Raw genomic sequence first — 24,915 nt, 5'->3', positions numbered from 1 at the left:
CGAGGAGAGGTCATGTCCCTACACCTGACGAGACTGTTCGTGGCGTTGCTGCTCAAGCCACGTCCGGCGCGGAAGGAGCGCGGCGACGTCCCCGGCTGGGTGCTGATCACCGTGATGACGGCCGGCCTGGTCGTCGCGATCTGGCAACTCGCCGGCCCCGCCCTCGCCAAGATGCTCCAGGACGCCTTGAACTCCGTCTCCAATAAATGAATCGTCGTCGCGACGAGCGGGGCGCGGCCGTTGTCGACTTCGTCCTGGTCTCGATGCTGGTGGTGCCGTTGTTCCTCGGGATCCTGCAGGTCGGCCTGTTCCTGTACGTGCGCAACACCGTGACCGCCGCGGCCTCCGAGGGCGCGCATTACGCGGCCGTGCTCAACCGGGGGCCGGCCGACGGCGAGGCGCGCACGCGCCGGCTGATCCGCGGCGTGGTGCGGGACCAGTTGATCGACTCGGTGTCGGCAGAGGAGACCGATATCGACGGGCAGCCCGGTGTCGAGGTCACCGTGAAGGGACACATGCCGCCGCTCGGGTTGTGGGGACCGGGCATCTCGTTCAGCGTCGAAGGGCACGCCGTCAAGGAGACCGGCGAGTGAGGCGCCGGCGGGACGAGCGCGGGAGCGCCGTCGTCGAGTTCTCCTGGTTGGCGATCCTGCTGATGGTCCCGTTGGTGTACGTGATGCTCGGCGTCTTCGACGTACAGCGAGCCTCGTACGGCGCCACCGCGGCGACTCGTGCGGCCGGGCGGGCGTTCGTCATCGTGCCGGACGGGGTGTCCGAGGACGAGGCGCGGGCGCGGGCGTTCGACGCCGCTCGGCTGGCGATGAAGGACCAAGGGATGGACCTCGGCTCCGACGACCTGAAGATCACTTGCGAACCGACCTGTCTGCAGCCAGGCTCGACGGTGACCGTCACCCTCGACACCCAGGTCAGGCTTCCGCTCATTCCCGACGCGCTCGGCGGCGAGCCACCGGCGATCCACATCAGCGCGTCCCACACCGAGGCGTTCGGCGACTACCGCGAAGCCAAGGGTGCCGGATGAGCCGGCGGAAGCGGGGTGACGACGGGCAGATGACCGTCCTCATCATCGGGTTCACCGCGATCATCCTGCTGATGATCGTGGTGGTGACCGACATCTCGAAGGTGTTCCTGGTCCGCCGCGACCTCGACGCGACCGCCGACGGCGCGGTCCTCGCGGCGGCCAATGGCCTCGCCGCGGTCTACGCGCAGCCCGGCGCGGGCGGCAACGCGGCGATCGATCCCGGCCAGGCCGCCCGGCTGACCGCCGACTACCTCAACGAAGTTGCCGCCAGCAACAGGTTCGACGGGCTCGACTGGTCCGTGGACGTCGAAGGCACGACAGTCACCGTCCGGCTGACCTCGACCACGGACCTCCCGTTCCATCCGCCGGGCTTCCCCACCTCGTCCGACCTTGCCGCCGAGTCCGCCGCCATCGTCCCGATCCGCTGACTCAGCCGAACAGACCGGGGTTGTCCGTGAGCCAGGTGGTGAAGGTTCGGGCGGTGTGGCCGGTGAGGAGTTCGACGCCGGGCTCGACGGCCTGGGGTTCGCCGACGCGGGACTTCCAGTAGGACAGCAGGGTCTCGCGCTGGCCGTCGTCGCGCATGCGCATCTCGGCGCGGGCCTCGTCCGGCGTGAGGTCGACGGCCTCGATCGGTACGCCGGTGGTCGTGGTGATCAGGCTGATCTGATGCCGGCGGGTCATCGACTCCGGGCCGGTGAGCGGATAGCCGCGACCGTCGTGCCCGTTGCCGGGGCCGTCGAGGAGGACGCGGAGCGCCGCGTCGGCGATGTCCAACTCGTGGATCGGTGCTTCCTCGGCGTCGAGGTACGGCAGCCGGATCTGACCGATCGCACGGACCTGATGGGCCCAGTACTTCGCGTTGCTCATGAACGCACCGGGCTGCAGGCGCGTCGTCGCGTACGACCCGTCGGCGATGACGTGCTCGGTCTTCGCGTGGGGATCGTCCGGACCGCCGAGCGAGGACAGCGACGAGAGCAGGACGACCTGCTTCACACCGGCGGCCTCGGCTGCCGCGGCGAAGGCAGGCGCCGTCGACGGGTCGGAGTACAGGAAGACCTGGCTGATGTCTCGCAAGGCCGGCGCGGGGTCGGCGGGGTCGTAGCCGACGGCCGACGGGAGGGCGGAGGGCTCGCGGCTGGCGACGCGGACGTCCTGTCCGGCCGCGATCAGGCCGGCGGTGACGGCCCGGGCGATCGCGCCGCGGCCGCCGGTGACAAGAATTTTCATTGGATCTGCTCCAAAAATGTAGTGACTACATGATTGGAATCAGTAAAGCAGATGCCCTACCCTCGGTGCAATGGAGGTCGGCCGGCGGGAACGCAAGAAGCAGCAGACACGGCACGCCATCTCGGACGTGGCGACGCGGCTGTTCCTCGAGCGCGGGTTCGACGCGGTCACGGTCGCTGAGGTGGCGCGGGCGGCGGATGTCGCCGTACAGACCGTGTTCAACCACTTCCCGGCGAAGGAGGATCTGTTCTTCGACGAGGCCGGCTGGTGGTTGGGCCCGGCGCGGGCGATCCGCGAGGCGCCGGCGGACGCGGATCCGATCGACGTACTCGAGGCGCACTACCTGGCCGGGACGCGGGCGCGGGTCAAGGTCGGGCATCTGGCGACCTGGAAGCAGTTCGTCCGCACGATCGAGGACAGTCCCGCACTCGAGGCCCGTCGCCGGTTGCAGGCCGCGGAGCTGGAGACCACGCTCACCGAAGCCCTCGACGAACGCACCCCGGATCACCTGCGTAACCGGCTGATCGCCGCGCAGTACGCCGCCGCGCAAAAGGTCCTCGAGGAACAGTTGATGCGCGTCCTGCCCGATGCCGCGTCGCCATCGGAGCTGGCCGCGGCCCAGACCGAGCTCGAACAGGCGATCACTCAGGTTTTTGCCGTTCTTCGTCGCGGTCTCGGCTGAGGTACGCTGTTTCGTTGTGGCTGGACTGGATTTTGACGCGGAGCTGAAGCAGCTCGACGTGACGATGACCTCGATCGAGAAAGTGCTTGATCTTCCTGCGCTGCGCAAGGAGATCGACGACCTCGGCGAGCAGGTCGCCGCGCCCGACCTCTGGGACGACCAGGCGAACGCGCAGAAGGTGACGTCGCGGCTTTCCAGCCTGCAGTCCGACGTCGAGCGGGTGACCGCCCTGCGCAGCCGGGTCGACGACCTCGGCGTCCTGGTCGAGCTCGGCCGCGAGGAGAACGACGCCGACAGCATGGCCGAGGCGGAGAAGGAGCTCGGCTCGCTGGCCAAGGCGATCCAGTCCCTCGAGGTCCGCACGTTGCTGTCCGGTGAGTACGACGAGCGCGAGGCCCTGGTCACGATCCGCTCCGGCGCGGGCGGTGTGGACGCCGCCGACTTCGCCGAGATGCTGCAGCGGATGTACCTGCGCTGGGCCGAGCGGCACGGGTACCCGACCGAGGTCTACGACACGTCGTACGCCGAAGAGGCCGGGCTCAAGTCGACCACGTTCGCGGTCAAGGCGCCGTACGCGTACGGCACGCTGAGTGTGGAGTCGGGGACGCACCGGCTGGTGCGGATCTCGCCGTTCGACAACCAGGGCCGCCGGCAGACCTCGTTCGCCGCGGTCGAGGTGGTCCCGGTGCTCGAGCAGACCGACGAGATCGACGTACCGGAAGAAGAGCTGCGGATCGACGTGTACCGGTCGTCCGGCCCGGGTGGTCAGAGCGTCAACACCACCGACTCCGCGGTCCGGATCACGCACATCCCGACCGGCACTGTTGTCTCCTGCCAGAACGAGAAGTCCCAGCTGCAGAACAAGGCCAGCGCGATGGTCATCCTGAAGGCCAAGCTGCTTGCGTTGAAGAAGGCCGAGGAGCGGGCCCAGCTGGACGCGCTGCGCGGCGACGTGGCCGGCTCGTGGGGCGACCAGATGCGCTCGTACGTCCTGCACCCGTACCAGATGGTGAAGGACCTCCGCACGCAGTACGAGTCCGGCAACACCTCCGGCGTCTTCGACGGCGAGATCGACGAGTTCATCGAGGCCGGCGTCCGCTGGCGCCGCACCGGCCAGACGGTTGCCGAGCAAAACTGAGCGCAGGGCAGACCTGAGGGCCGACTGCGCCAACTGCGTCGGCCTCTGCTGCATCGCGCTGACCTTCACCAGGTCGGCGGACTTCGCACTCGACAAGCCCGCGGGTGAGCCCTGCCCCAACCTGAGTACCGACTTCCGCTGCACGATCCACAAAGACCTGCGTAGCAAGGGTTTTCAGGGCTGCACGGTGTACGACTGCTTCGGCGCCGGACAGGCGATCACCAAGCGCGGGCAATCCGCGCCCGAGATGTTCGCGGCGCTACCGATCCTCCGCCAGTTGCACGAGCTGCTGTGGTACCTCGACCAAGTCCTCGAGTACGACGAGCTGGCGCGCGAAGCGATCGCCCGCATCGAGGACGTGAGCCGTACGCCGGACCTGACGACCGTCGACGTCGACGCCGAACGCGCTGCCGTCAACGAGCTGCTCCTCAAGACCAGCCAACGCGTCCGCGGCAAGCAACCCAGGAAGAAGGAACGCCGCGGCGCCGACCTGATCGGAGCGCGGCTCCGCGGCGCCGACCTCGCAAAGGCCAACCTCCGCGGCGCGTACCTGATCGGCGCCGACCTCCGCGATGCCGACCTCCGTCAGGCCGACCTCATCGGCGCGGACCTGCGGGACACCGACCTGCGCGGCGCCGACCTGAGGGGTGCTCTGTTCCTCACCCAGTCCCAGATCAACGCCGCGCGGGGCGACCGCTCCACCAAACTTCCGGACGCCGTTACGCGCCCTTCCCACTGGACCGCAGCTGGTGCGTGACCGGCGTCATCAGTAGTGAGATTGCGGTGATGGCCAGGGCTACTGCGGCCAGCGCGCCGCCTTGGCCCCACGAGGTGCCGGCCAATGACAGGTAGGCAGTGCCGACGGTGGCCGCCCCCAGCGCGAGACAGGTCTGCTGGCTGGTCAGCAGGATGCCGCTACCGAGACCTGCTTGAGCTGCTGGGACCTGACCGAGCACCACGCCCATCAACGGGACCATGACCAGCCCGGCGCCGAAGCCTGCGATCAGCATCGGTACGGCGAGCTTCAACGGGTTCACGTCCGGCCACAGGGTGAGCGCCACGACCGCGAGTACGGCGTACCCGACGCCCTGGATGATCCAGCCGCGCAGGATGAGTCCGGCGCCGTACCGCACCTGCAGGCGCGGTCCGTAGATCGAGGTGACCAGGAACCCGACCGCCATCGGCAGCAGGCTCAGACCGCCTTTCAGCGGGGACATGTGCGCCTCGCCCTGGGTGGCGATCGCGAACACGAACATGAAGCCGCCGAACGTGGTGAAGAACGCAACTGCCAGCAGGAGGCCGATCCGCATCGCCCGCAACCGCAGCACAGTCGGGGGAATCAGCGGAGACAGTCCGGACCGCTCGGACCGGTGCTGGTGCGCACGGAGTACCAGTACGGCCGGAATCGTCCCGGCCAGGCAGAGCCAGGTCCACAGCGGCCAGCCAAGCGGTCTGCCCTCGGTGAGCGGCAGCAGCAGGAGTACGAGCGTCAGCGCGAGCAGTGCGGCTCCGACGAGATCCACCCGCTGAGCCTTGGCGGCCTTGGTCTCCGGGATCAGCCGGATCGCAGCGGCCACGCCCACAATGCCGACCGGCACGTTGACCAGGAACACGGCTCGCCAGCCGAGGTCGAACACGTTCGCCTCGACCAGTACGCCGCCGAGAATCTGACCGAACGCGGCAGCGGCTCCGCCCGCCACGCCGTACATGGCCATGGCCCGCGCGCGGTGCTCGCCGGTAAGCAGGCTGGTGATCGTCGCCAGCACCTGTGGGGTGACGGCGGCGCCGGCCGCCCCCTGGACGACCCGGGCGACCAGCAGTACGCCGATAGTCGGGGCGATCGCGCAGATGAGCGACATCACGGTGAAGCCGACCAGGCCGATCAGGAACAGGCGTTTGCGGCCGAACGTGTCGCCGAGACGACCGCCGACCACGAGCAGGGTGGCGACGGCGATGCCGTAGCTGCCGACCACCAGTTGGAGCTCGCCGGAGGTCGCCCGCAGGTCGGAGCCGATCGCGGGCAGCGCGACGTTGATGACGAAGAAGGAGAGCATCGGCAGGAAGGCGCCGAAGATGAGAGTCGTGAGGGCCACCGGCTTCAGCGGCGTCGCGACGGCCTGCGGCCGGGCGGGCGCTCCGGTGGTGGCGGCTTGGAGCTGGTCTGTCATGCGTCCAGCCTGAACGCGATCGGAGCCTGGTGGTGAGAGCCTGGTTATCCTATTACTCACAGCACCTGGCACCAGGCTCGATCTCTGCCCATGATGGAACCATGACCACTGTCCCAGCCGCCACCGACACAACCGCGACTGCCCAGCGGCGGGAGCTCGGCGTGTTCCTGCGCAGCCGGCGCGAGCGCATCCGGCCGGACGAGGTCGGGTTCGCGCCGGGCGGCCGACGGCGTACGCCGGGACTGCGCCGCGAGGAGGTCGCGCTGCTCGCCGGGGTCGGCGTCACCTGGTACACCTGGCTCGAGCAGGGCCGCGACATCAACGTGTCCTCGCAGGTCCTGGATGCGATCGCGACGGCGCTGCGGTTCGACCGGCAGGAGCGCAGCCACCTGTACCGGCTGGCCGGGACCCGGTTCGGTCCGACGCCGGGAGTGTGCTCGGCGTTGCCGCCGTCGGCGCAGAAGACCCTCGACGCGGTCTCGCCGTACCCGGCGATGGTGATGAACAAGCGGTACGACATCCTCGCCTTCAACCAGGCGTACTGCCGGGTCGTCATCGATCTGGAGAAGGTGCCGATCGAGGACCGGAACCTGCTCTGGCTGAACTTCGTCTCGAACGAGTGGAACTGCAGCTTCGTCGACGCAGAGTCGACCAAGCACCACATGGTCGCGGCGTTCCGCGCGGCATCTGCCGACCACCTCGGTGATCCGCTCTGGCAGGACCTGATCCAGAGCCTGCTCAGGATCTCGCCGTACTTCGCCGAGCTGTGGGAGCGGTACGACGTCGCAGCGCCGAGCACCCGGACGAAGATGCTGGAGATCGACGGGTTCGGGATCCTGCGGATCGATCCGATCAACCTGTGGCTGTCGCCGGTCGGGCCGCTACGGGCGACCGTGTACACGGCGCTCGACGACGAGACCGAGGCCAAGCTCCGGCAGATCGTCGATGCGCCGTCGGCGAAACCTGCCTTCCGGCTCAGCTGATCAGGCCGTGTCGCGGTCGGGCCAGGCGGACTTCAGGGTGGCGAGCGTGACCGCGATCGCCGGGCGGCGCGACGTGGTCGTCCGCCAGACGGCGTAGAGGCGGCGAGTCGGCGCGGGCTGCAGCGGTACGACGACCACGCCGTCGGGGACCGGGCCACGGCCGAGACGCGGGAGCAGGCCGATGCCGATGCCGCGGGCAAGCATCGCAAGCTGGGTCTGGTACTCCGCGATCGAGTACGCCACGTCCGGCTCGACGCCCGCTCGGCGCATCGTCCGGATCAGCCATTCGTGGCAGATCGACCCGGTCGGCTGACAGATCCAGCGCTCGCCGACCAGGTCCTCCGCGCGGACGAACTCCTTGCCTGCCAGGCGATGCGAGGCCGGCACGAGCACATCGGCGGGATCAGTGCCGAGCTTCGCGCGCGACAAACCTTCCGGCAATGCGAGTGGCGTGTTGTGCCAGTCATGCACGACCGCGACGTCGACCTCGCCACGGTTGACCGCGGCAACGGCCTCGAACGGATCGGTCTCCCGAACGCGAATGTCCAGACCCTCGTGCTCGTGGAGAAGCCGCACCAGCGCCGCCGGCAGCAGCCCACGGGCCGCAGTCGGAAACGCGGCGATGCTGAGCGTCCCGATCGCCTGCCCACGCTGCTCGTCCAGCGTCAGCTCAGCGTCCTCGACCAGCTCGAGAATCCGCGCTGCTGTCGACGCCAATTGCTGGGCCGCGTCGGTCAGCACGATCCCGCGCCCTTGCCGCTCGACCAGCGTTGTCCGCGTCTCGCGCTCCAGCTTTGCCAGCTGCTGCGATACCGCCGAGGGCGTGTAGCCGAGCACCTCGGCCGCCCGGTTGACCGAGCCGTACTGCGCGACCGCGTGCAACGCACGGAGCCGGCCGAGATCGATCATGTAGCACTCCTACATTGAAGGCGGTACAAATCAGTGCTGGTCCTTAAGTGTACAACGCCCGACACTGGACCGTATGAAGCCTCGTGACCTGCTCCTCGCACTCGCCGTCGTTGTTGTCTGGGGCATCAACTTCGTCGTCATCGAGGTCGGACTGGAGGGCGTTCCGCCGCTCCTGCTGTCCGCGCTGCGGTTCTTCTTCGCCGCTGTGCCCGCGATCTTCCTGCTCGGCAAACCCCGCGTGCCGTGGCGGTACGTCGTCGGTGTCGGGCTCGCGCTCGGGGTGGCGAAGTTCGGACTGCTGTTCATCGCGATGAATCACGGCGTACCAGCCGGTCTGTCGTCGCTGGTGCTGCAGAGTCAGGTGATCTTCACGGTCCTGTTCGCGATCGTCGTACTGCGGGAGCGGCCGCGGCCCGCGCAGCTCGTCGGCATCGTGATCGCGTGCGTCGGCATCGCGCTGATCATGCTGGACGGCAACCTGTCGGCCCCGGCCGGCGCGCTGGTCCTGGTGATCGTCGCCGCGGGCTTCTGGGGCGTCTCCAACACGATCACCCGGTACGCCAGGCCGTCGGACACGCTGCGCTTCATGGTCTGGGTCAGCGCGGTCGCCGTCGTGCCGCTGCTGATTCTGTCCCTGATCACCGAAGGCGCAGGCGCCGATGCCGACGCGCTCCGCGACATCAACCTCAGCGGTGCCGGCGCGATCGCCTACCTCGCGTTCGCGGCCACGCTGTTCGGCTTCGGGGTGTGGGGCTACCTGCTCCGCCAGTACGACGCCAGCACAGTCGCGCCGTTCTCGCTGCTGGTCCCCATCGTCGGGATGTCCGCGGCGTGGGTACTGCGCGGCGAAACCGTCGGGCTGCAGCAGGGGATCGCGGCGGTGCTCGTGATCGGCGGCATGGCCTGCACGATCATCCGTCGCCGGACCCCGCGCGTGGCGGAGTCCGGCGAGTTGGTGAAGTCAGCTGCCTGAAGCGACCGGGTCCCTCGTGTCCCTCGCGTCCATCGTGGGCATCTGCCAACCGCGGGCGAGCGACGACGGGTACGCCGGGCTCCCGCCGGCGAAGTACTCGGTGAACTTCATGATCAGCGGATCCCAGCGCAGCGGGTCGATGTAGCGGTCGTTGCTCATCAGCAGGTCCTCGCGAACCCGGACCCGCTCGACCTTCATCTCGAGCGAGCACAGACGCGAGCCCGGCCCGCCGATCTCGGTGATCGCCTCGATCCGGCCCTCGAGGTTGATCGGGCTCTCCACGACGGAGTCCGGGCCGGCCGACTCGCTCGGCTCGCGGTTGAGCCCGGCGGCGGCGAACTTGTCCGGCTCGTACCGGTACCCGCGCCCCCGCTTCGCGTCGGACATCTCCTGCGATCCGGTCAGCAAGGCGATCCGGTCGAGGGCGGCGACCATGTCCGGATCGACCAGGTTGAGCACGATCTCCGGGCGCTCGACGAGGTTCTTCACGGTCTGTGCGCTCGTGCCCATCCCGAGCATCGCGGTGTAGCCGAGCCACCATGCGGACGACATCGGGGCGAGGTTCGTGCTCCCGTCGGGGTTGAATGAGCTGATCAGGACGACAGGCGTACCGAAGTACAGAACCTTGGGCTCCACAGTTCGCTTCATACGCACGGAACGGCGCGGAGCCCGAATGTGTGAGGATCCCCAGCCCATCACAACTGGCCCGCATGCCTCCCCGCCCGCCTGCGCGGGTGCGGGCGTCGGCGATTGTGATGGCCTGGGGATCCGGACGTGGCAGTGTGGTGGGTATGGATGCCGACGTGGTGCGCGCAGTCAACGACCTCACCATTCGCTGGGCCCGGAGCCTCCCAGCGGGCAATTCCGTCGTCTCCGCGCTCGGGTTGTGGCCGTTGCTCGCGCTGTTGGCGACCGGCGCGGACGAGCCGGGGCGGAGCGAACTCGCCGAGGCCGCCGGGGTGGACGCGGCAGACGGCTCGACGGACGCGATCCGGCTGATCGAGGCGATCGAGGGATCCGCCGACCTGCACGCTGCGCTCGGGGTGTGGGTGAGCGAGCAGCTGAAGCTGGCGGAGTCGTTCGACGCCGTGATGCCGGCTCCTCTCGTCGGCATGCTGACCGGCAACCCGTCCGTCGACAAGCCCAAGCTCGACGCGTGGGCCGCGGAGCACACCGACGACCTGATCCGCGAGATGCCGCTCGAGGTCGACTCCGACGTGTTGCTCGTGCTCGCGTCGGCCCTCCTCCTGCGCACGACCTGGGTCCGCCCGTTCACCGAACAGGTCCGGCGCGTGCCCGACGGTCCGTGGGCGGGCTCATGGCACTGGCTGGAACGCGTCGACTCCGACCTGGACGCCGTACGGCGGTACGAGCATCCCTCGGCCGCGTGGCTCACTGTCGCCACGGTCGGGGGTGACGCCGACGTGGACGTGCTCCTCGGGATCGGGCAGCCGCAGACCTCGCCGGCCGACGTCATGACCGGCCTCCTCGATGCGGTCGCCGAACCCGGCGGAGGCGTGTCCGGCCGGACCCTGATCGAGCAGGGCGAGCCCGGCGCGGAGGTCGCGCCGGGGTTGCGGGTCGCGCAGACCACGTCGGCGCGGCCGGATCTGAAGTTGGGGTTGCCGTCGTTCCGGGTGGAGGTGGAGCACGACCTGCTGCAGTCGCGGGAGCTGTTCGGGCTGACCGCGGTCACCTCGGATCCCGGGGATCACGGGCACTTCAGCGCGCTCAGCCCGACGCCGCTCCAGGTCGGGCAGGCCAAGCAGAAGGTGCTCGCGCGGTTCTTCGCGACCGGCTTCGAGGCGGCGGCCGTGACCGCGATGGCGATGACGCGCGCCGCGATGGTGACGAGCAAGCAGCGACGGCTCGAGCTCGCGCTGGACAGGCCGTTCGCGTTCGCCGCCGTACTGCGGGAGTCGCGCCTGCCGATCGTCGCCGGCTGGATCGAGACGCCTACCGAGCCGGGGGACTGAACAGCCGGTTGAGCAGCGCGGACGCCTCGTCGACGCCCGCCCGGTCACCGGTCAGCAGTAGATCGAACAGCAGTCCGCGCGATGCCGCCAGACCGAGCCGCGCGTACGTCGGTGCCTCGTCGGGCGGGAGACCCGCGCGGATACACAGCTCGATCAGCGGCGGCAGCCAGACGTTGATCAGGTCCGCCTTGAGTGACTCGGTGTGCGGCAGGTCCTGCATCGCGTGGGCGCTGAGCTCGAAGAACAGCGGGCCGTAGATCAGCGCCGCCTCGGTGACGCGGCGCCAGAACAGCTCGTTCTGCTCGGCGACCGGGAGCTCGGTCGCCAGTACCTCGGCCAGCAGGTCGCGCTGCTGCTGCTCGACCGTGCGGACCACCTCGGCCAGCAGCCCTTCGCGCGAGCCGAAGTGATAGATCAGCATCCGGTGACTGGTGCCGACCGAGGTCGCGATACTGCGCAGGCTGGCGTCGCCGATCCCGTTCTTCGCGAAATGCTCGACCGCGTCAGCCAGCAGCGTCGCTCGACTCACTGACTTCCTTCAGTTTCTGGGTCTCGGTGGCGATGTAGCGCCTGGTCAGACCCGCGTACAGCCTGCCGAAGAGCCAGCTGAGCGGACCTTCCTGGATGATCGTCGCGGTCGCCACCGTACCGTCCGGCGTGCTGATCACGCGGTGCCCGCCGGTCGTCTTCATCCCCGGGGCGGTGGAGACCCATTCGAAGTACTCGCCGTCCTTCATCTCGGTCACCTCCCAGACGGCGACCCGGAGCTTGGGCTGGCGGATGCGGGTGCGGGCGCCGATGTGGATGCGGCCCGCGTCGAGCCGCTCGACGGAATCGACGGTCGGGGTCCAGTCGGGCCACCGCTCGACGTTGCTGAAGACCTCCCAGACCCGCTCTGCGGGGGCCTGGATCGTGCTGGAATGATCGAAGCGCATGTACCATATGGTACATCAGGTCTGTGTGAGGCTTCGGCGGGCGGTCTGCCGGGTCGCCACCGGCGGCAGGTAGGGTCTTGGCCCATGGCTGACCAGAACGTCCCGCACAACGTGGAGAACGAGCAGGACCCGGGCGCGAACACGCAGATGTTCCGCGCCTTCGTCAACGAGGGCGCGACCGAGACGACCCGCGAACCGAAGATCAACGGCCGCGTGCTGGCCGTCATCGGTGCGGCGGTGCTGCTGATCGCGGTGATCGCCGCCATCGCCGTCCTCTGACTTGACCGCGATCCCCGTCGAGGTCGTCCACGTCTTCACCGACCCGGACGGCCGGTTCGGCAACCCTCTGGGCATCGTCGACGGCCGTCTGGTCCCGCCCTCGGACCGGCAACGGGTCGCCGCTGAGCTCGGCTTCAGCGAGACCGTGTACGTCGACGACCCCGCGACCGGCACGCTCCGCATCTACTCCGCCACCGGCGAGATGCCCTTCGCGGGCCATCCCACCGTCGGCGCCGCCGCGTGGCTCCACGCCACCGGCCACCCGGTCGACACCCTCCACGTCCCCGCCGGCCCCATCGCCGTCACCCGCAGCGACGACCTCTTCTCCGTCCGCGCCGACGCCACCTGGGGCAGCACCTGGGAGTGGCACCACCTCGACTCACCCGAGGCAGTCCTCGCCGCCGACCCCACGTCGTACGCCGCCGGCCACACCTACCTGTGGTCCTGGCAGGACGAGCCCCGAGGCCTCATCCGAGCCCGAGCCTTCGCCCCCGCCATGGGCGTCGTAGAAGACGAGGCCACCGGCTCCGCCGTCACCCAGCTGACCGCCCAACTCCGCCGCAACCTCCACATCATCCAAGGCGCCGGCTCCCACCTCCACACCACCCACGAACCCCCAACCCACGCCACCGTCGGCGGCCGGGTGCGCCTCGGCGGCCACCGCACCATCACGATCTGACCGCGATCCCGGCATCCGTTGACGGGTGGTGGGGCACGGATGGAGCATGGGGGCTCGGCTACTTGGGGAGGTCTTGTGGCAGACGTTGTCAGGGCGGCTTTGGTGCAGACGTCGTGGACCGGTGACAAAGAGTCCATGATCAAGGCGCACGAGGACTACGCGCGGCAGGCGGCTGCGGCCGGGGCGAAGGTGATCTGCTTCCAGGAGCTGTTCTACGGGCCGTACTTCTGTCAGAAGCAGGACGCGGAGTACTACGAGTACGCCGAGTCCGTGCCGGGGCCGACGACCGAGCGATTCGCGGCGCTGGCGCAGGAGCTCGGGATGGTGATGGTGCTCCCGGTGTACGAGCAGGAGCAGCCGGGCGTGCTGTACAACACCGCGGCCGTGATCGATGCCGACGGCACCTACCTGGGCAAGTACCGGAAGAACCACATCCCGCAGGTGAAGGGCTTCTGGGAGAAGTTCTACTTCCGTCCGGGCAACCTCGGGTACCCGATCTTCGACACCGCGGTCGGGCGGATCGGCGTGTACATCTGCTACGACCGGCACTTCCCGGAGGGCTGGCGGGCGCTCGGTCTGGCCGGCGCCAAGATCGTCTTCAACCCGTCCGCGACCAGCCGCGGCCTCTCGGCGTACCTGTGGAAGCTCGAGCAACCGGCCTCCGCGGTCGCGAACGAGTACTTCATCGGCGCGATCAACCGGGTCGGCATCGAGTCCGAGTTCGGTGAGAACGACTTCTACGGCACGTCGTACTTCGTCGACCCGGAGGGCAAGTTCGTCGGCGACGTCGGGCATGACCACGATCCGGAACTGATCGTCCGTGACCTGGACCTCGGCCTGCTGGACACCGTCCGCGACCGCTGGCAGTTCTACCGCGACCGCCGGCCAGACGCGTACGGGGACCTCACGAAGCCGTAGCCACACCACGCCGTCTCAAAGGGGAGATCGGGTATGTCGTTGCTGGTCAAGGGTGGAACCGTCGTCGGACCGACCGGGACGCGGATCGCGGACGTGCTGGTCGAGGGCGAGAAGATCGTCGCCGTGCTCGATCCGTCGTTCACGCCGGCGATCACCGCCGACGAGGAGATCGATGCCTCCGGCAAGTACGTGATCCCGGGTGGGATCGACGCGCATACGCACATGGAGATGCCGTTCGGCGGTACGTCGGCCAGCGACACGTTCGACACCGGGACCCGCGCCGCGGCGTACGGCGGGACCACGACGATCATCGACTTCGCCATCCAGCGCACCGGCGAGGTGGTGCAGGACGGGCTGGCGGCTTGGCACGCGAAGACCGAGGGCGAGTGCCACATCGACTACGCGTTCCACATGATCCTCGGCGGCGTCGACACCGACGCGCTGAAGGCGATGGACCAACTGGTCGCCGACGAGGGCATCACCAGCTTCAAGCTGTTCATGGCCTACCCGGGCGTCTTCTACTCCGACGACGGGCAGATCCTGCGGGCGATGCAGGCCGCGCGGTCGAACGGCGCGATGATCATGATGCACGCCGAGAACGGCATCGCGATCGACGTCCTGGTCCAGCAGGCGATCGAACGCGGCGAGACCGACCCGATCTACCACGGCATCACCCGCCCGGCGGCGCTCGAGGCGGAGGCCACCAACCGCGCCATCGCGCTGGCCGAGGTCGCGCAGGACTGCCCGCTGTACATCGTCCACCTGTCCGCGAGCCAGGCGCTGGCCAAGGTCGCCGAGGCGCGGGACCTCGGACGCAACGTGTTCGCCGAGACGTGCCCGCAGTACCTGTATCTGACGCTCGAGGACCAGCTTGGCGCGCCCGGGTTCGAGGGCGCGAAGTGGGTCTGCTCGACGCCGCTGCGCAGCAAGCACGAGTCGCACGCCCGCGATCTGTGGAAGGGTCTCAGAAGCAACGATCTGGCGATCGTGTCGACCGACCACTGCCCGTTCTGCATGAAGGACCAGAAGGAGATGGGCCTCGGCGACTTCTCCAAGATCCCGAACGGTATCGGCGGCGTCGAGCATCGCGTCGACCTGATCTTCCAGGGCGTTGTCGACGGCCACATCTCGCTGGAGCGCTGGGTCGAGACGATCGCGACCACCCCGGCCCGGATGTTCGGGCTGTACCCGCAGAAGGGCATCGTCCAACCGGGCTCGGACGCCGACCTGGTGATCTACGACCCGAACGGCACCACGCGGATCGGGGTCGAGACACACCACATGAACATGGACTACTCGGCGTACGAGGGGGTCGAGATCCAGGGCCGGGTGGGCACAGTGATCTCGCGCGGCGAGGTGATCGTGGCCGATGGCAACTACCATGGCCGGAAGGGCAGGGGGAAGTTCCTGAAGCGCGGCCTGTCGTCGTACTTGATGTAAGGGGGAGCAGTCGTGGACTTCGGTGTGGTGTTCCAGTGCGATCCGCCCGCGTCCACGGTGGTGGAGCTGGCCCGGAAGGCGGAGGACGCCGGGTTCGACTACGTGTGGACGTTCGACTCGCACCTGTTGTGGCAGGAGCCGTTCGTCATCTACAGCCAGATCCTGGCGAGCACGCAGCGGGTGATCGTCGGGCCGATGGTGACCAACCCGGGGACGCGCGACTGGACCGTGATCGCGTCCCAGTTCGCGACCTTGAACGAGATGTTCGGCAACCGGACGATCTGCGGGATCGGTCGCGGCGACTCCGCGCTGCGGACACTCGGCGCGAAGCCGGGGACGATCGACGAGATGAAGCAGTGCGTCGAGGTGGTGCGGTCGCTCGCGCGCGGCGAGACCGTCGAGTACCGCGGTCAGCAGCTGAAGTTCGCCTGGGTCGACAACGGTGCGCTCGACGTCTGGGTCGCGGCGTACGGACCGCGCGCACTCGCGGCGACCGGCGAGGTCGGCGACGGGTACATCCTGCAGCTGGCCGACCCGGATATCGCCGACTGGATGATCACCGCGGTACGGCGGGCTGCCGAGCAGGCGGGGCGCGATCCGATGGCGATCAAGTTCTGCGTCGCGGCACCGGCGTACGTCGGGGACGACCTCGAGCATCAGCGCGAGCAGACCCGCTGGTTCGGCGGGATGGTCGGCAACCACGTCGCGGACATCGTCGGCCGCTACGGCGCGTCAGGCGCCGTACCGAAGGCACTCACCGACTACATCGAGGGCCGCAAGGGCTACGACTACGCCGAGCACGGCCGCGCCGGCAACACCCACACCACCTTCGTCCCCGACGAGGTCGTCGACCGCTTCTGCATCCTCGGCCCCGTCGAGAACCACCTCACCCGCCTCAACGACCTGAAAGCCCTCGGCGTAGACCAGTTCGCCCTCTACCTCCAACACGACGCCAAAGAACAAACCCTCGCCGCCTACGGCAAGGACATCATCCCTACCTTCTGAGCGGCGCCGGCCAGTCGCAGGCCGGGGGCTGTTGCGGTGTAGACGGTTGATGGTGGGTAGTCGTTGGTTACGGTTCGGGTGATGAGGCCGGCTGATTCGAGGTCCTTCAGGGTCAGGGTCAGGGCGCGGGGGGTTACGTCTGGGAGGGCGCGGCGGAGCTCTGAGAAGCGGTGTTCGGTGACCAGCAGGGTGAGGGTCGGGAGCGACCACTTTTTCAGGGCTACGTCGATGACGCCGAGGTCCGTCAGGAGGTCCGTGAGTACGGCGGCGTCCTCGCCGAGAGCTGGATCGGTGAGCAGGTACTCCGGGCGCAGAGGATGCCCCTTGCCTGGGTTGCGCTGGATCAGGTCGCTCTCGAGCAGGAACGTCAGGGTCCGACGAAGGGACTCACGGCTGACGCCCAAGGTGTGGCTGAGGTTCACGAAGCGGCCGCCGTGGCCGCGGTGCAGTTCGGCCAGCACGGGGACGGCCCAGCGGAAGTGGACCAGGCGCGCAAGCGTTGACACGAAAGTAAGCTTAGTATAAAAACAGGACTATGGGTGGGATCGAGTACGACGGGCGCGCGGTCTGCGCGCTGGACGTTTCCGACCTGGAGCGCGCCGTGCAGTGGTACGAGCAGGCGCTCGGCTTCGAGGTCGTACACCGGCTGGAGTCCTGGGGCTGGGCCGAGTTGAGTACGCCGTTGCCCGGGATATCGATCGGGCTCGGCCAGGTCGAGGAGCCGAAGACCGACGGCGGCGTCGTGGTCACGTTCGACGTCCGCGACATCGACAAGTCGCGCGCGCACCTGGAGTCGCTGGACACGCGCTTCGACGGCGAGACCCGGCAGATCGCCGACGAGGTCCGCCTGGCGACGTTCTACGACCCGGACGGCAACACCTTCATGCTCGCGCAGAGGCTGGTGTGAGCACGCCGCCACGCCCGGGCATGGAGAGCCTGACGCTGGTCCTGCTCCGTCGCCCGGCGGCCCCGACGGCGTTCGCCGACGACGAGGCGGACCGGATCCAGCAGGCGCACCTCGACTTCCTCGACGGCAAGCGGGCAGCGGGCGTGATGGGCGCGGCCGGCCCGTTCCGGGATCACGACGACCAGGTACTGCGGGGTTTGTGCGCGTACCGTACCGGCGTCGAGGAGGCCCGCAAGCGCGCGGCGGAGGACCCGGCCGTGCGGGCGGGCATGCTGGAGGCCGAGGTGATCACCTGGTGGTTCCGGGCCGGCGAAGTCCGGTTGGCGTGACGCTCGGCCTGGGGATCACGGCGACCAGCGGTAGGCGCCCGGCAGCAGGTCGATGATCGGGACCGACCCAGGCCCGTCCGGCCCGGGCAGGATGACCCGGATCTCGGGGTGGTAGTCGAGCAGGACCTGGCGATCCCGGCCGCACGGTCCGCAGACGCCACGTCCTTCGTTGCCGACGGCCACGATCGTGGTGAGCTCGCGAGCACCTGAGGCTCGCGCGTGGCCGAGGGCAACCAGTTCGGCGCAGGGCCCGCCGGTGAAGTGGTACAGGTTGATACCGGCGTACATCCGGCCGTCGACACCGCGGACCGCGGCGCCCATGGTGTGGACGCCGTCGGCTCCGTCGGTGTTCGCGTCGACCGTGCGGCGGGCCAGCTCGATCAGCTCGCGGTCGTCGTCGGTCAGCGGTTGCAGGGAGAGCATGCCACCTACCCTGTCACCTCGGCCCGGCCCTGGATGGAACAAATCGGGTCGAAGCGTGGTTGGATGTACCAGGTTTAGTTTCAGTAGCTGTGGTTTATCTCGATCTTTCCTTGCGAGAGATGGTCTGCCGCGCCGGTGCAACGAACGCCGGGCCCGCCGCGACCGCGGTGCGCCTCATCTCCGACAAGGGAGCAACAACATGGCACAGGGAACTGTGAAGTGGTTCAACGCCGACAAGGGCTTCGGCTTCATCACCGTCGACGGCGGTGGAGCGGACGTGTTCGTCCACTACTCCACCATCCAGACCGACGGGTTCCGTAGCCTCGACGAGAACCAGCGGGTCGAGTTCGACATCGCCCAGGGCCCGAAGGGTCAGCAGGCGGAGAACGTCAAGGTCGTCTGACTCCGAACAGCCGCGGCCCCTCGAGTGGGGGCCGCGGCTTTTTCGTCAGCCGGCGATGCGTTTGAGCTCGGCCTCGGTCACGGTGCGGACCTTCTTGATCTCGGCGGCAGGGTCGGCGCCGCTGCGGATGATCCGGTTCAGCGCGTCGGAGTACGCCGTACTGGACTTCGGTGACCAGAGCATCGGGTTCTGCGGGCGGCCGCTGTCGTTGAGCAGCTTGACCGCGTCCGCCGCCGGGCCGGACTTGAGCTTGTCCGCCTTGCCGGCCAGGCTCTTGCGGGCCGGGACGTGGAAGCCGTACGACTGCGCGAAGTCGAGCTGGTCGTCGGTCTGGTCGACCCACAGCCACTTGATGTACTTCTTCGCCGCGTCGATGTTCTTCGATTTCGCGTTCACGCACGCGCCGTACGCGCCGACCGGGGCGCTCGGCTCGCCGGTGGTCGCGTTGAGCTTCGGCCAGGGGAGTACGCCGTAGTCGCCCGGCAGCGCCTTCTCGATCACCGGCAGCGTCCACAGCCCGGTGAACTGCATCGCGGTCAGGCCCTGCGTGAACGCGGCCGGGTCGGACCAGTCGGTCGGTGCCCCGAGCAACAGAACCTTCGAGGTCCAGAGCTCGCGCAGCTTGCTCAGCGACTCGGCCGCGAGCGGGTCGTCGAACCCGAACTGGTTGTCCGCGGTCAGGTAGTCCAGCCCGGCCGACCACAGCGCCGGTCCACCGAGCACGCCGACACCGCCGTCGTTGCCGACGAACAGACCCTTCACCTTGTCGTTGGTCAGCTTCTTCGCGGCGGCCAGCAGCTCGTCAACCGTCTGTGGCGGCTGTACGCCGGCCGCGCTCAGCATGCTCTTGCGGTAGACGAGCAGCTGCATGTCGATCACCTGCGGGATCGCGTACAGCTTGCCCTGGTACGACATCCGCTCGACCAGCGCTGCGTTGAAGTCGTCCTTCGCGTCACCGAGCAGGCCGGTCAGGTCGGTGACCTGCCCGCCCTTGATCATGTCGATCGTCGGGCCGTTCGGGTACTCGAAGACGTCCGGCCCCTGGTTGGTGAGCAGCGCGGTCGACGCCTTCTTCTCGTAGTCGCCCGGCGACCACTGGATCGTCACGGTCGCGTCCGGGTAGGCCTTCGCGTACTTCTCGACCGCCTGCTGCGTGCCCGCTTCGCCGTACTGGTGGTACCACTGCTGAAGCGCCGGCTTGTCCCCACCGGATCCGCCGGACCCGCTGGACCCGCTGGACGAAGGCCGCCCGGAGTTCGACCCGCAGCCCGCCACAGCCATCGCCGCCAGACCGGCGCCGAACCCCAGCGCCCGCCGCCTGCTGATCCCACCACTCATCTCGCCGTCTCCAGTCCCGCACGGTCCCACAGCCCGTGCGCATCTGCTGACCCTACGTCCGCGGCAGGGCTCGACGACGGTAATTCCGGACGGTGATCCAGGATCAGGCCGGAGCCGGCGCGGCACCCGCGCCGTTGTCCGGACGAGCGCCCGCGATCCGGGCGACGCCGGCATCGGGTTTGCGGCCGGCCTTGCGCGCGGCCTCGACGTGCAACCGGGCCAGCTCGACGGCCTGGCGGGAGACCTTCACGGTCTTCTTCTCAGCCATTGTCACTGTCTCCCTCGACGACCTCGATGTCCGCATCCGCAATATCAGCGTACGCGGCTGCGCCGACCCGGTCGATCGCTACCGCCGCAGTCAGCGCGGCGACCAGGTCGTAGTCCTCCGGTTGTAACAGCTCCGACCGCATCAGCGAACGCAGCGTCACCACGCCGGCGTCCGTGCCCGCGTCGTCCTCGCCGTCGAGGATCTGCTCGACCGCCCACCGGACCATCCGCATCGTCTCCTCGCGGTGCCGCCAGGTGTCGAGCTCGCGGTCGGACTTGCGGACCAGGTACGACCCGAGCAGGACGCCGCCGAGCGCGAGCAGCGGACTGAGCACCGTCATCACGACACCGACGATCGAGATCCAGGTGGGGATCACGGACGCGCCTCCCAATTGCCGCTAATTTCATGGTGTTGACCGGTCGAGGATGTTACGAAGGAGCATTCCACCCGCCACCGACAGAGCTGACCCAGGATGACAAGGAGCGGTGTCACCGTGACCGACGAACCCGAGATGTACGACGTGTTCGTACAAGGGACCGTGTTCTACGACATCGTGATGACCGGCCTGGAAACCGCCCCCACCACCGGGACCGAGATCTTCGCGGAAGGGATGGGGTCGTGCCCCGGCGGGGTCGCGAACTTCGCGATCGCGGCCGCGCGGCTCGGCCTCAAGAGCGGCCTGGCCGCGGTCTTCGGTGACGACGTGTACGCCGACTTCTGCTGGCGGACCCTGGCCGACCAGGAGGGCGTGGACCTGTCGCACTCCCGGCGGATCGGCCACTGGCACTCGCCCGTCACCGTCTCGATGTCGATCGACCGGGACCGGGCGATGGTCACGCACGCCCACGAAGCCCCGGGCGACCCCAGCAAACTGGTCGGTCCCGGGCTGAAGACCCGCTCCGCGATCGTCCCGGTCGCCGACGAACTGCCGGGCTGGACGGTCGAGGCGCGGGAGTCCGGTGCGCTGCTCTTCGGTGACGTCGGGTGGGATCCGACCGACGAGTGGTCGCCGGCCGTTCTCGACGTACTGGACGGCTTCTACGCGTTCACGCCGAACGCGACCGAGGCGATGGCGTACACGCGGACCGACACGCCGAAGGCCGCGCTGCACAAGCTGGCCGAGCGGGTCCCGCTCGCGGTGGTGACCAACGGCGCGGACGGCGTCCTCGCGATCGACTCGACGACCGGCGAGGAGGAGCAGGTGCCGGCGCTGCCGGTCCGGTCGTACGACCCGACCGGAGCCGGCGACGTCTTCCTGGCGTCCCTCGTCCTCGGCACGCTCCGCGGTTGGCCGCTCGCGCACCGGCTGGCCTTCAGCAACCTCTGCGCCGGCCTGTCGGTCCAGCACTTCGGCGGCTCGCTCGCGGCGCCGGGCTGGGGCGACATCATCGACTGGGTCCGCGACCACAGCCGGCACCGTCCCGGCGAGGTCGATCCGGCCGTACTCGAGCACTACACGTTCGTCGGCGACGTCCTGCCCGCCGGGCCGGTCCCGATCGTGCGACGGGCATCGGCGACCATCGCGCGGCAGTCCGACGCCTAGGACGTCCGTAGTACATCCGTCTCAAACGCGCCGGGTATCGGACGCGGGCGCACGGACCGGCAGGCCTGGTCGGCGGCACGCCCGGGAGCGCCTAGACTGATCGCCGGCCGCTCCGGTGGCGTACGGTGCACTTCGTGGTTACCGACGCAGCCCTTCCTGTTCCCGACCACGGCCGGATGAACCCGTGATCCGCTTCGAGAATGTGTCCAAGACGTACGACGGCCAGTCCAAGGCCGCGCTGCTGAACGTCAACGTCGATATCGAGAAAGGCGAGTTCGTCTTCCTCGTCGGCACCTCCGGGTCCGGCAAGTCGACGTTCCTGCGCCTGGTCCTGCGTGAACACCGGACGTCCAAGGGTCACATCATGGTGGCCGGCAAGGATCTGAACCGGCTGGCCAGCTGGCGGATCCCGCAGATGCGCCGCCAGATCGGAACCGTGTTCCAGGACTTCCGCCTGCTGCCGAACAAGACCGTCTCCGAGAACGTCGCGTTCGCGCTGCAGGTGATCGGCAAGCCGCGCTCGCACATCCGCAAGACGGTTCCGGAGGTGCTCGAGCTGGTCGGCCTGGACGGCAAGGAAGACCGGATGCCGGACGAGCTGTCCGGCGGTGAGCAGCAGCGGGTGGCGATCGCCCGCGCGTTCGTGAACCGGCCGATGATCCTGATCGCCGACGAGCCGACCGGAAACCTCGACCCCGGTACGTCGGTCGGCATCATGAAGCTGCTGGACCGGATCAACCGCACCGGGACGACCGTGGTGATGGCCACCCACGACGTGTCGATCGTCGACCAGATGCGCAAGCGCGTGATCGAGCTGGAGAACGGCCACGTCGTCCGCGACGAGTCGCGCGGCGTCTACGGCTACCAGCACTGACCAGGGGACTGACTGACTGATGCGCTTGAACTACATCCTCTCCGACCTCGGGATCGGCCTGAAGCGGAACATGTCGATGACGATCGCGGTCGTCGTCACCATCTGGGTCTCGCTGTCGCTGTTCGGCAGCGCGCTGCTCGCCCGCGAGCAGGTCGACCTGATGAAGGGGAACTGGTACGACAAGATCCAGATCTCGGTGTTCCTGTGCACCAAGGACTCCGGCGGCCGCGGCTGTAGCGGCACCGAGGTGACCCAGGAGCAGAAGAACCGGATCCAGCAGGTCATCCAGACCAACCCCGACACCGCCCCCGACGGCGTCTTCTCGGAGTCGAAGTCCGAAGCGTTCGAGTCGTTCAAGAAGCTGTACAAGGACTCGCCGATCGTCAGCACGGTCACCCAGGACCAGATGCAGGAGTCCTTCCGGGTCAAACTGAAGGATCCGCAGCGATATCAGAACCTGGTCAGCGCCGTCAGCGGCCTGCCCGGCGTCGATACGGTCCAGGACCTCAGGCAGTACCTCGATCCACTGTTCAAGGCGCTGAACGGGTTGCAAGTCGGTGCGCTGATCGCGGCCGCGCTGCTGCTGGTCGCGGCCCTGATGCAGATCTCCAACACGATCCGGCTGGCGGCGTACGCCCGCAGACGAGAGATAGGCATCATGCGCCTGGTGGGCGCCTCGAACTTCTATATCCAGCTGCCGTTCCTGCTGGAAGCGGTGCTGGCAGCCCTGGTGGGCGCGGTCTTTGCCTGTGGCACCTTGTGGGTCGGGGTGTACTTCGTGGTCATGCAGCGGGCCCAGGAGACCTTCCGGGTCTGGCAGTGGGTCGGCGCGGCCGAAACCTTCCGCGCCACGCTGATCATGGTCGTGGTCGGCCTGATCCTGGCCGTCGTCCCGACATTCCTGACAACGCGGAAATACCTCAAAGTCTGACCCGGGTGGCTTATCGTGCGTTAACAGGAGTAACAGCAGTCACTCCTGTTACGCACAACTTCACCCAGAGCAAGGGGTCGAACTGTGGTCCCGCACTTCCCCGGTGCGAACCCGCGTAAGCGGGGGAGCATCAAGCGAGACGACAGCACCGGCACCGACAGCACGCCGTACCCGCGATCACGCACGCGACCGCCGGGGCGGCAGACGATGGTTGCCGCTTGCTGCCTTGTCCTGTCCCTGTCCGCCGGAGTCCTGGCGGCGGTTCCGGCTGCCCCGCCCGCGGAGGCGAAACCGCCGGATCCAGCCGCCAAGAAGAAGCAGCTCGACGCGCAACTCGGCCAGCAGAAGGCCGATCTCGACGACGCGTCCGACCAGCTCGGCAAGTCCGTTGCCGCGTACAACCAAGCCGAGACGAAGTACCAGGCCGTCCAGGTCCGGTACGCCGCCGCGCAGGGCCGGCTGGCCGCCGCGAAGGCCGCCGATGCGGTTGCCGCGGGCAAGCTTGCCGCGGCCGAGGCGGCGTTGCGTACGGCGGTCTCCGACGTCGAGGCCGGCGAGAAGCTGATCGCGGAGAAGCGGGCCATCGCGGGTCGCGCCGTACGGTCGGCGTACCAGCAGCAGAACAGCCTGGTCGGGCTGTCGATCGCGCTGCGCGGCGCCGCGCCTGCCGATATCGCCACCGGGATGCAGGTCCAGCGCAACGTGTTCGGCATCCAGAGCAACGCGATCACCAACCTGAACAACGCGCAGGCCGAGCTCGCCAGCAAGCGGGTCAAGGTCGCCGCCGCGGAGAAGGGTTCCGAGGCGGCCAAGGCCGAGGCTGCCGCGACGGTCCTGCGGGTCACCGAGCTGACCAAACAGGTCGCGGCCGACAAGGCCGAGGCCGCGGCGGTCGCGAAGGTCAAGCTGGTAGCGTTCAAGGCCGCCGAGAAGGAGAAGAACACCGAGCTCGCGCAGTACAACTCGCTGCTGCGGGAGCGGGCGCGGGTCGAGCAGCTGCTGATCGCGCGGGCGAAGGCCGAGAAGGCGGCGGCCGCGCGCCGGAAGGCGGCAGCCGAGAAGGCCGAGCGGGAGAAGGCGCGCAAGGAGCACCGCCCGCCGCGGAAGGTCCCGGACGACCCAGGCGGCTCCGGTGACGGACGGTTGAGCTACCCCGTCAGCAGCTACATCACCTCGCCGTACGGGATGCGCTTCCACCCGGTGCTGCACTACTGGAAGCTGCACGACGGCACCGACTTCCGCGCCCCGTGCGGTACGCCGGTGCGCGCCGCGGCAGACGGGGTGGTGACGGACAAGTACTACAACGGCGGCTACGGGAACCGGTTGTTCGTGTCACACGGAGTGATGGACGGCCGGTCGATCACGACCGTCTACAACCACCTCTCGCGGTACAAGGCCCACGTCGGCGAGCGGGTCAAGAAGGGCGAGATCATCGCGTACTCCGGGACGACCGGCTACTCCACCGGCTGCCACCTGCACTTCATGGTCTACCAGGACGGCAACGTCGTTAATCCCATGAAGTGGCTCTGAGCGATCTGGGATACT

At 68.5% G+C, this 24,915-nt stretch carries 33 protein-coding genes; 22 read left to right on the top strand and 11 right to left on the bottom strand.

All coding sequences use genetic code 11. From position 1 onward, the window contains the following. Window positions 1-12: 12 nt before the first annotated feature. Genes ACIA58_RS28440 through ACIA58_RS28425 form a run of 4 tightly spaced genes read left to right on the top strand, consistent with a single transcriptional unit; the run spans window position 13 to window position 1,467 of the window. The gene (locus tag ACIA58_RS28440) at window positions 13-210 is read left to right on the top strand and encodes a hypothetical protein (protein WP_328997393.1); all 198 of its coding nucleotides are present in this window, start codon (window positions 13-15) and stop codon (window positions 208-210) included. Next, entirely contained in the window at window positions 207-593 is a 387-nt protein-coding gene (locus ACIA58_RS28435; protein WP_396406854.1) for a TadE/TadG family type IV pilus assembly protein, read from the top strand. Before ACIA58_RS28440 ends, ACIA58_RS28435 begins: the two co-directional genes overlap by 4 nt. After that, entirely contained in the window at window positions 590-1,039 is a 450-nt protein-coding gene (locus tag ACIA58_RS28430) for a TadE/TadG family type IV pilus assembly protein (RefSeq protein WP_396406853.1), read from the top strand. Before ACIA58_RS28435 ends, ACIA58_RS28430 begins: the two co-directional genes overlap by 4 nt. Further along, window positions 1,036-1,467 carry a pilus assembly protein TadG-related protein gene (locus ACIA58_RS28425; RefSeq protein WP_396406852.1) on the top strand — a complete coding sequence of 144 codons (432 nt, stop codon included), beginning with the start codon at window positions 1,036-1,038 and terminating at the stop codon, window positions 1,465-1,467. The genes ACIA58_RS28430 and ACIA58_RS28425 overlap by 4 nt, the downstream gene beginning before the upstream one ends. 1 nt (window position 1,468) lies before the next feature. Here the strand turns inward: ACIA58_RS28425 and ACIA58_RS28420 are convergent, their stop codons facing one another. Next, complete coding sequence (locus ACIA58_RS28420) at window positions 1,469-2,269, bottom strand: hypothetical protein (protein ID WP_396406851.1); 801 nt, start codon at window positions 2,267-2,269, stop codon at window positions 1,469-1,471. A gap of 70 nt (window positions 2,270-2,339) precedes the next feature. Between ACIA58_RS28420 and ACIA58_RS28415 the strand changes: the two genes are divergently transcribed. From ACIA58_RS28415 to ACIA58_RS28405, 3 genes are read left to right on the top strand one after another with little or no spacing between them, the layout of a single operon-like run. Continuing rightward, the gene (locus tag ACIA58_RS28415) at window positions 2,340-2,951 is read left to right on the top strand and encodes a TetR/AcrR family transcriptional regulator (protein ID WP_396406850.1); all 612 of its coding nucleotides are present in this window, start codon (window positions 2,340-2,342) and stop codon (window positions 2,949-2,951) included. Between the two features lie 16 nt (window positions 2,952-2,967). Then, the gene (gene prfB, locus ACIA58_RS28410) at window positions 2,968-4,089 is read left to right on the top strand and encodes a peptide chain release factor 2 (protein WP_396406849.1); all 1,122 of its coding nucleotides are present in this window, start codon (window positions 2,968-2,970) and stop codon (window positions 4,087-4,089) included. Then, on the top strand, window positions 4,073-4,846 hold the full coding sequence (locus tag ACIA58_RS28405; RefSeq protein ID WP_396406848.1) for a pentapeptide repeat-containing protein: 774 nt from the start codon (window positions 4,073-4,075) through the stop codon (window positions 4,844-4,846). The genes prfB and ACIA58_RS28405 overlap by 17 nt, the downstream gene beginning before the upstream one ends. Here ACIA58_RS28405 and ACIA58_RS28400 read toward each other — a convergent pair. After that, entirely contained in the window at window positions 4,809-6,257 is a 1,449-nt protein-coding gene (locus tag ACIA58_RS28400; RefSeq protein ID WP_396406847.1) for an MFS transporter, read from the bottom strand. The two genes, ACIA58_RS28405 and ACIA58_RS28400, sit on opposite strands and share 38 nt — an antisense overlap. A 101-nt stretch (window positions 6,258-6,358) precedes the next feature. Here ACIA58_RS28400 and ACIA58_RS28395 point away from each other — a divergent pair, with 101 nt between their 5' ends. Beyond that, window positions 6,359-7,240: a helix-turn-helix transcriptional regulator gene (locus ACIA58_RS28395; RefSeq protein ID WP_396406846.1), complete on the top strand. Its 882-nt coding sequence runs from the start codon at window positions 6,359-6,361 to the stop codon at window positions 7,238-7,240. On the opposite strand, the gene ACIA58_RS28390 is transcribed toward ACIA58_RS28395, so the two are convergent. After that, window positions 7,241-8,149: a LysR family transcriptional regulator gene (locus tag ACIA58_RS28390; RefSeq protein WP_396406845.1), complete on the bottom strand. Its 909-nt coding sequence runs from the start codon at window positions 8,147-8,149 to the stop codon at window positions 7,241-7,243. A gap of 73 nt (window positions 8,150-8,222) precedes the next feature. Here ACIA58_RS28390 and ACIA58_RS28385 point away from each other — a divergent pair, with 73 nt between their 5' ends. After that, window positions 8,223-9,122 carry an EamA family transporter gene (locus tag ACIA58_RS28385; protein ID WP_396406844.1) on the top strand — a complete coding sequence of 300 codons (900 nt, stop codon included), beginning with the start codon at window positions 8,223-8,225 and terminating at the stop codon, window positions 9,120-9,122. On the opposite strand, the gene ACIA58_RS28380 is transcribed toward ACIA58_RS28385, so the two are convergent. Next, window positions 9,111-9,758 (bottom strand): flavin reductase family protein, encoded by a 648-nt coding sequence (locus ACIA58_RS28380; protein WP_396406843.1) that lies wholly within the window; start codon window positions 9,756-9,758, stop codon window positions 9,111-9,113. The two genes, ACIA58_RS28385 and ACIA58_RS28380, sit on opposite strands and share 12 nt — an antisense overlap. A gap of 155 nt (window positions 9,759-9,913) precedes the next feature. Here ACIA58_RS28380 and ACIA58_RS28375 point away from each other — a divergent pair, with 155 nt between their 5' ends. Next, window positions 9,914-11,098, top strand: a complete 1,185-nt coding sequence (locus ACIA58_RS28375; protein WP_396406842.1) for a serpin family protein — start codon at window positions 9,914-9,916, stop codon at window positions 11,096-11,098. Here ACIA58_RS28375 and ACIA58_RS28370 read toward each other — a convergent pair. Further along, the gene (locus ACIA58_RS28370) at window positions 11,079-11,627 is read right to left on the bottom strand and encodes a TetR/AcrR family transcriptional regulator (protein WP_396406841.1); all 549 of its coding nucleotides are present in this window, start codon (window positions 11,625-11,627) and stop codon (window positions 11,079-11,081) included. The genes ACIA58_RS28375 and ACIA58_RS28370 overlap by 20 nt on opposite strands. After that, the gene (locus ACIA58_RS28365; RefSeq protein ID WP_396406840.1) at window positions 11,602-12,033 is read right to left on the bottom strand and encodes an SRPBCC family protein; all 432 of its coding nucleotides are present in this window, start codon (window positions 12,031-12,033) and stop codon (window positions 11,602-11,604) included. Before ACIA58_RS28365 ends, ACIA58_RS28370 begins: the two co-directional genes overlap by 26 nt. 84 nt (window positions 12,034-12,117) lie before the next feature. Here ACIA58_RS28365 and ACIA58_RS28360 point away from each other — a divergent pair, with 84 nt between their 5' ends. The 5 genes from ACIA58_RS28360 to ACIA58_RS28340 all read left to right on the top strand — a co-directional run bounded on the left by ACIA58_RS28360 (window position 12,118) and on the right by ACIA58_RS28340 (window position 16,354). Continuing rightward, entirely contained in the window at window positions 12,118-12,312 is a 195-nt protein-coding gene (locus ACIA58_RS28360) for a hypothetical protein (protein WP_396406839.1), read from the top strand. Between the two features lies 1 nt (window position 12,313). Next, window positions 12,314-12,991 (top strand): PhzF family phenazine biosynthesis protein, encoded by a 678-nt coding sequence (locus ACIA58_RS28355; RefSeq protein ID WP_396406838.1) that lies wholly within the window; start codon window positions 12,314-12,316, stop codon window positions 12,989-12,991. Between the two features lie 75 nt (window positions 12,992-13,066). Beyond that, the gene (locus ACIA58_RS28350; protein ID WP_396406837.1) at window positions 13,067-13,909 is read left to right on the top strand and encodes a nitrilase-related carbon-nitrogen hydrolase; all 843 of its coding nucleotides are present in this window, start codon (window positions 13,067-13,069) and stop codon (window positions 13,907-13,909) included. 33 nt (window positions 13,910-13,942) lie between these two features. Further along, the gene (gene hydA, locus ACIA58_RS28345) at window positions 13,943-15,349 is read left to right on the top strand and encodes a dihydropyrimidinase (RefSeq protein ID WP_396406836.1); all 1,407 of its coding nucleotides are present in this window, start codon (window positions 13,943-13,945) and stop codon (window positions 15,347-15,349) included. A gap of 12 nt (window positions 15,350-15,361) precedes the next feature. Continuing rightward, window positions 15,362-16,354, top strand: a complete 993-nt coding sequence (locus ACIA58_RS28340) for a TIGR03842 family LLM class F420-dependent oxidoreductase (protein ID WP_396406835.1) — start codon at window positions 15,362-15,364, stop codon at window positions 16,352-16,354. Here ACIA58_RS28340 and ACIA58_RS28335 read toward each other — a convergent pair. Then, window positions 16,324-16,860: a winged helix-turn-helix transcriptional regulator gene (locus ACIA58_RS28335; RefSeq protein WP_396406834.1), complete on the bottom strand. Its 537-nt coding sequence runs from the start codon at window positions 16,858-16,860 to the stop codon at window positions 16,324-16,326. The two genes, ACIA58_RS28340 and ACIA58_RS28335, sit on opposite strands and share 31 nt — an antisense overlap. A 29-nt stretch (window positions 16,861-16,889) precedes the next feature. Here ACIA58_RS28335 and ACIA58_RS28330 point away from each other — a divergent pair, with 29 nt between their 5' ends. Continuing rightward, window positions 16,890-17,261 (top strand): VOC family protein, encoded by a 372-nt coding sequence (locus tag ACIA58_RS28330; RefSeq protein ID WP_396406833.1) that lies wholly within the window; start codon window positions 16,890-16,892, stop codon window positions 17,259-17,261. Continuing rightward, window positions 17,258-17,590 (top strand): YciI family protein, encoded by a 333-nt coding sequence (locus tag ACIA58_RS28325; protein ID WP_396406832.1) that lies wholly within the window; start codon window positions 17,258-17,260, stop codon window positions 17,588-17,590. Before ACIA58_RS28330 ends, ACIA58_RS28325 begins: the two co-directional genes overlap by 4 nt. Before the next feature lie 15 nt (window positions 17,591-17,605). Here ACIA58_RS28325 and ACIA58_RS28320 read toward each other — a convergent pair whose 3' ends face one another. Continuing rightward, window positions 17,606-18,013, bottom strand: a complete 408-nt coding sequence (locus ACIA58_RS28320; protein WP_396406831.1) for a cytidine deaminase family protein — start codon at window positions 18,011-18,013, stop codon at window positions 17,606-17,608. Between the two features lie 199 nt (window positions 18,014-18,212). Here ACIA58_RS28320 and ACIA58_RS28315 point away from each other — a divergent pair, with 199 nt between their 5' ends. Continuing rightward, window positions 18,213-18,416 carry a cold-shock protein gene (locus tag ACIA58_RS28315; protein WP_134104957.1) on the top strand — a complete coding sequence of 68 codons (204 nt, stop codon included), beginning with the start codon at window positions 18,213-18,215 and terminating at the stop codon, window positions 18,414-18,416. A gap of 45 nt (window positions 18,417-18,461) precedes the next feature. Here the strand turns inward: ACIA58_RS28315 and ACIA58_RS28310 are convergent, their stop codons facing one another. The 3 genes from ACIA58_RS28310 to ACIA58_RS28300 all read right to left on the bottom strand — a co-directional run bounded on the left by ACIA58_RS28310 (window position 18,462) and on the right by ACIA58_RS28300 (window position 20,398). Next, window positions 18,462-19,754, bottom strand: a complete 1,293-nt coding sequence (locus ACIA58_RS28310) for an ABC transporter substrate-binding protein (RefSeq protein ID WP_396406830.1) — start codon at window positions 19,752-19,754, stop codon at window positions 18,462-18,464. A 103-nt stretch (window positions 19,755-19,857) separates the two neighbouring features. Further along, window positions 19,858-20,022, bottom strand: a complete 165-nt coding sequence (locus tag ACIA58_RS28305) for a hypothetical protein (RefSeq protein ID WP_328997420.1) — start codon at window positions 20,020-20,022, stop codon at window positions 19,858-19,860. Beyond that, window positions 20,015-20,398: a hypothetical protein gene (locus tag ACIA58_RS28300; RefSeq protein ID WP_396406829.1), complete on the bottom strand. Its 384-nt coding sequence runs from the start codon at window positions 20,396-20,398 to the stop codon at window positions 20,015-20,017. The genes ACIA58_RS28305 and ACIA58_RS28300 overlap by 8 nt, the downstream gene beginning before the upstream one ends. A gap of 117 nt (window positions 20,399-20,515) precedes the next feature. Here ACIA58_RS28300 and ACIA58_RS28295 point away from each other — a divergent pair, with 117 nt between their 5' ends. The 4 genes from ACIA58_RS28295 (at window position 20,516) to ACIA58_RS28280 (ending at window position 24,900) form a co-directional block, all read left to right on the top strand. Then, window positions 20,516-21,565: a carbohydrate kinase family protein gene (locus ACIA58_RS28295; RefSeq protein WP_396406828.1), complete on the top strand. Its 1,050-nt coding sequence runs from the start codon at window positions 20,516-20,518 to the stop codon at window positions 21,563-21,565. 184 nt (window positions 21,566-21,749) lie between these two features. After that, complete coding sequence (ftsE, locus tag ACIA58_RS28290; protein WP_396406827.1) at window positions 21,750-22,439, top strand: cell division ATP-binding protein FtsE; 690 nt, start codon at window positions 21,750-21,752, stop codon at window positions 22,437-22,439. Window positions 22,440-22,458: 19 nt separating this feature from the next. Continuing rightward, window positions 22,459-23,370 (top strand): permease-like cell division protein FtsX, encoded by a 912-nt coding sequence (gene ftsX, locus ACIA58_RS28285; RefSeq protein ID WP_396406826.1) that lies wholly within the window; start codon window positions 22,459-22,461, stop codon window positions 23,368-23,370. An 84-nt stretch (window positions 23,371-23,454) separates the two neighbouring features. Beyond that, window positions 23,455-24,900: a M23 family metallopeptidase gene (locus ACIA58_RS28280; RefSeq protein ID WP_396406825.1), complete on the top strand. Its 1,446-nt coding sequence runs from the start codon at window positions 23,455-23,457 to the stop codon at window positions 24,898-24,900. Window positions 24,901-24,915: the final 15 nt, after the last annotated feature.

It is taken from the genome of Kribbella sp. NPDC051586 (genome assembly GCF_044453965.1).
GTDB lineage: Bacteria > Actinomycetota > Actinomycetes > Propionibacteriales > Kribbellaceae > Kribbella.
The sequence above is the reverse complement of the archived record's forward strand: the minus strand, read 5'-3'. Positions and strand labels throughout refer to the sequence as shown.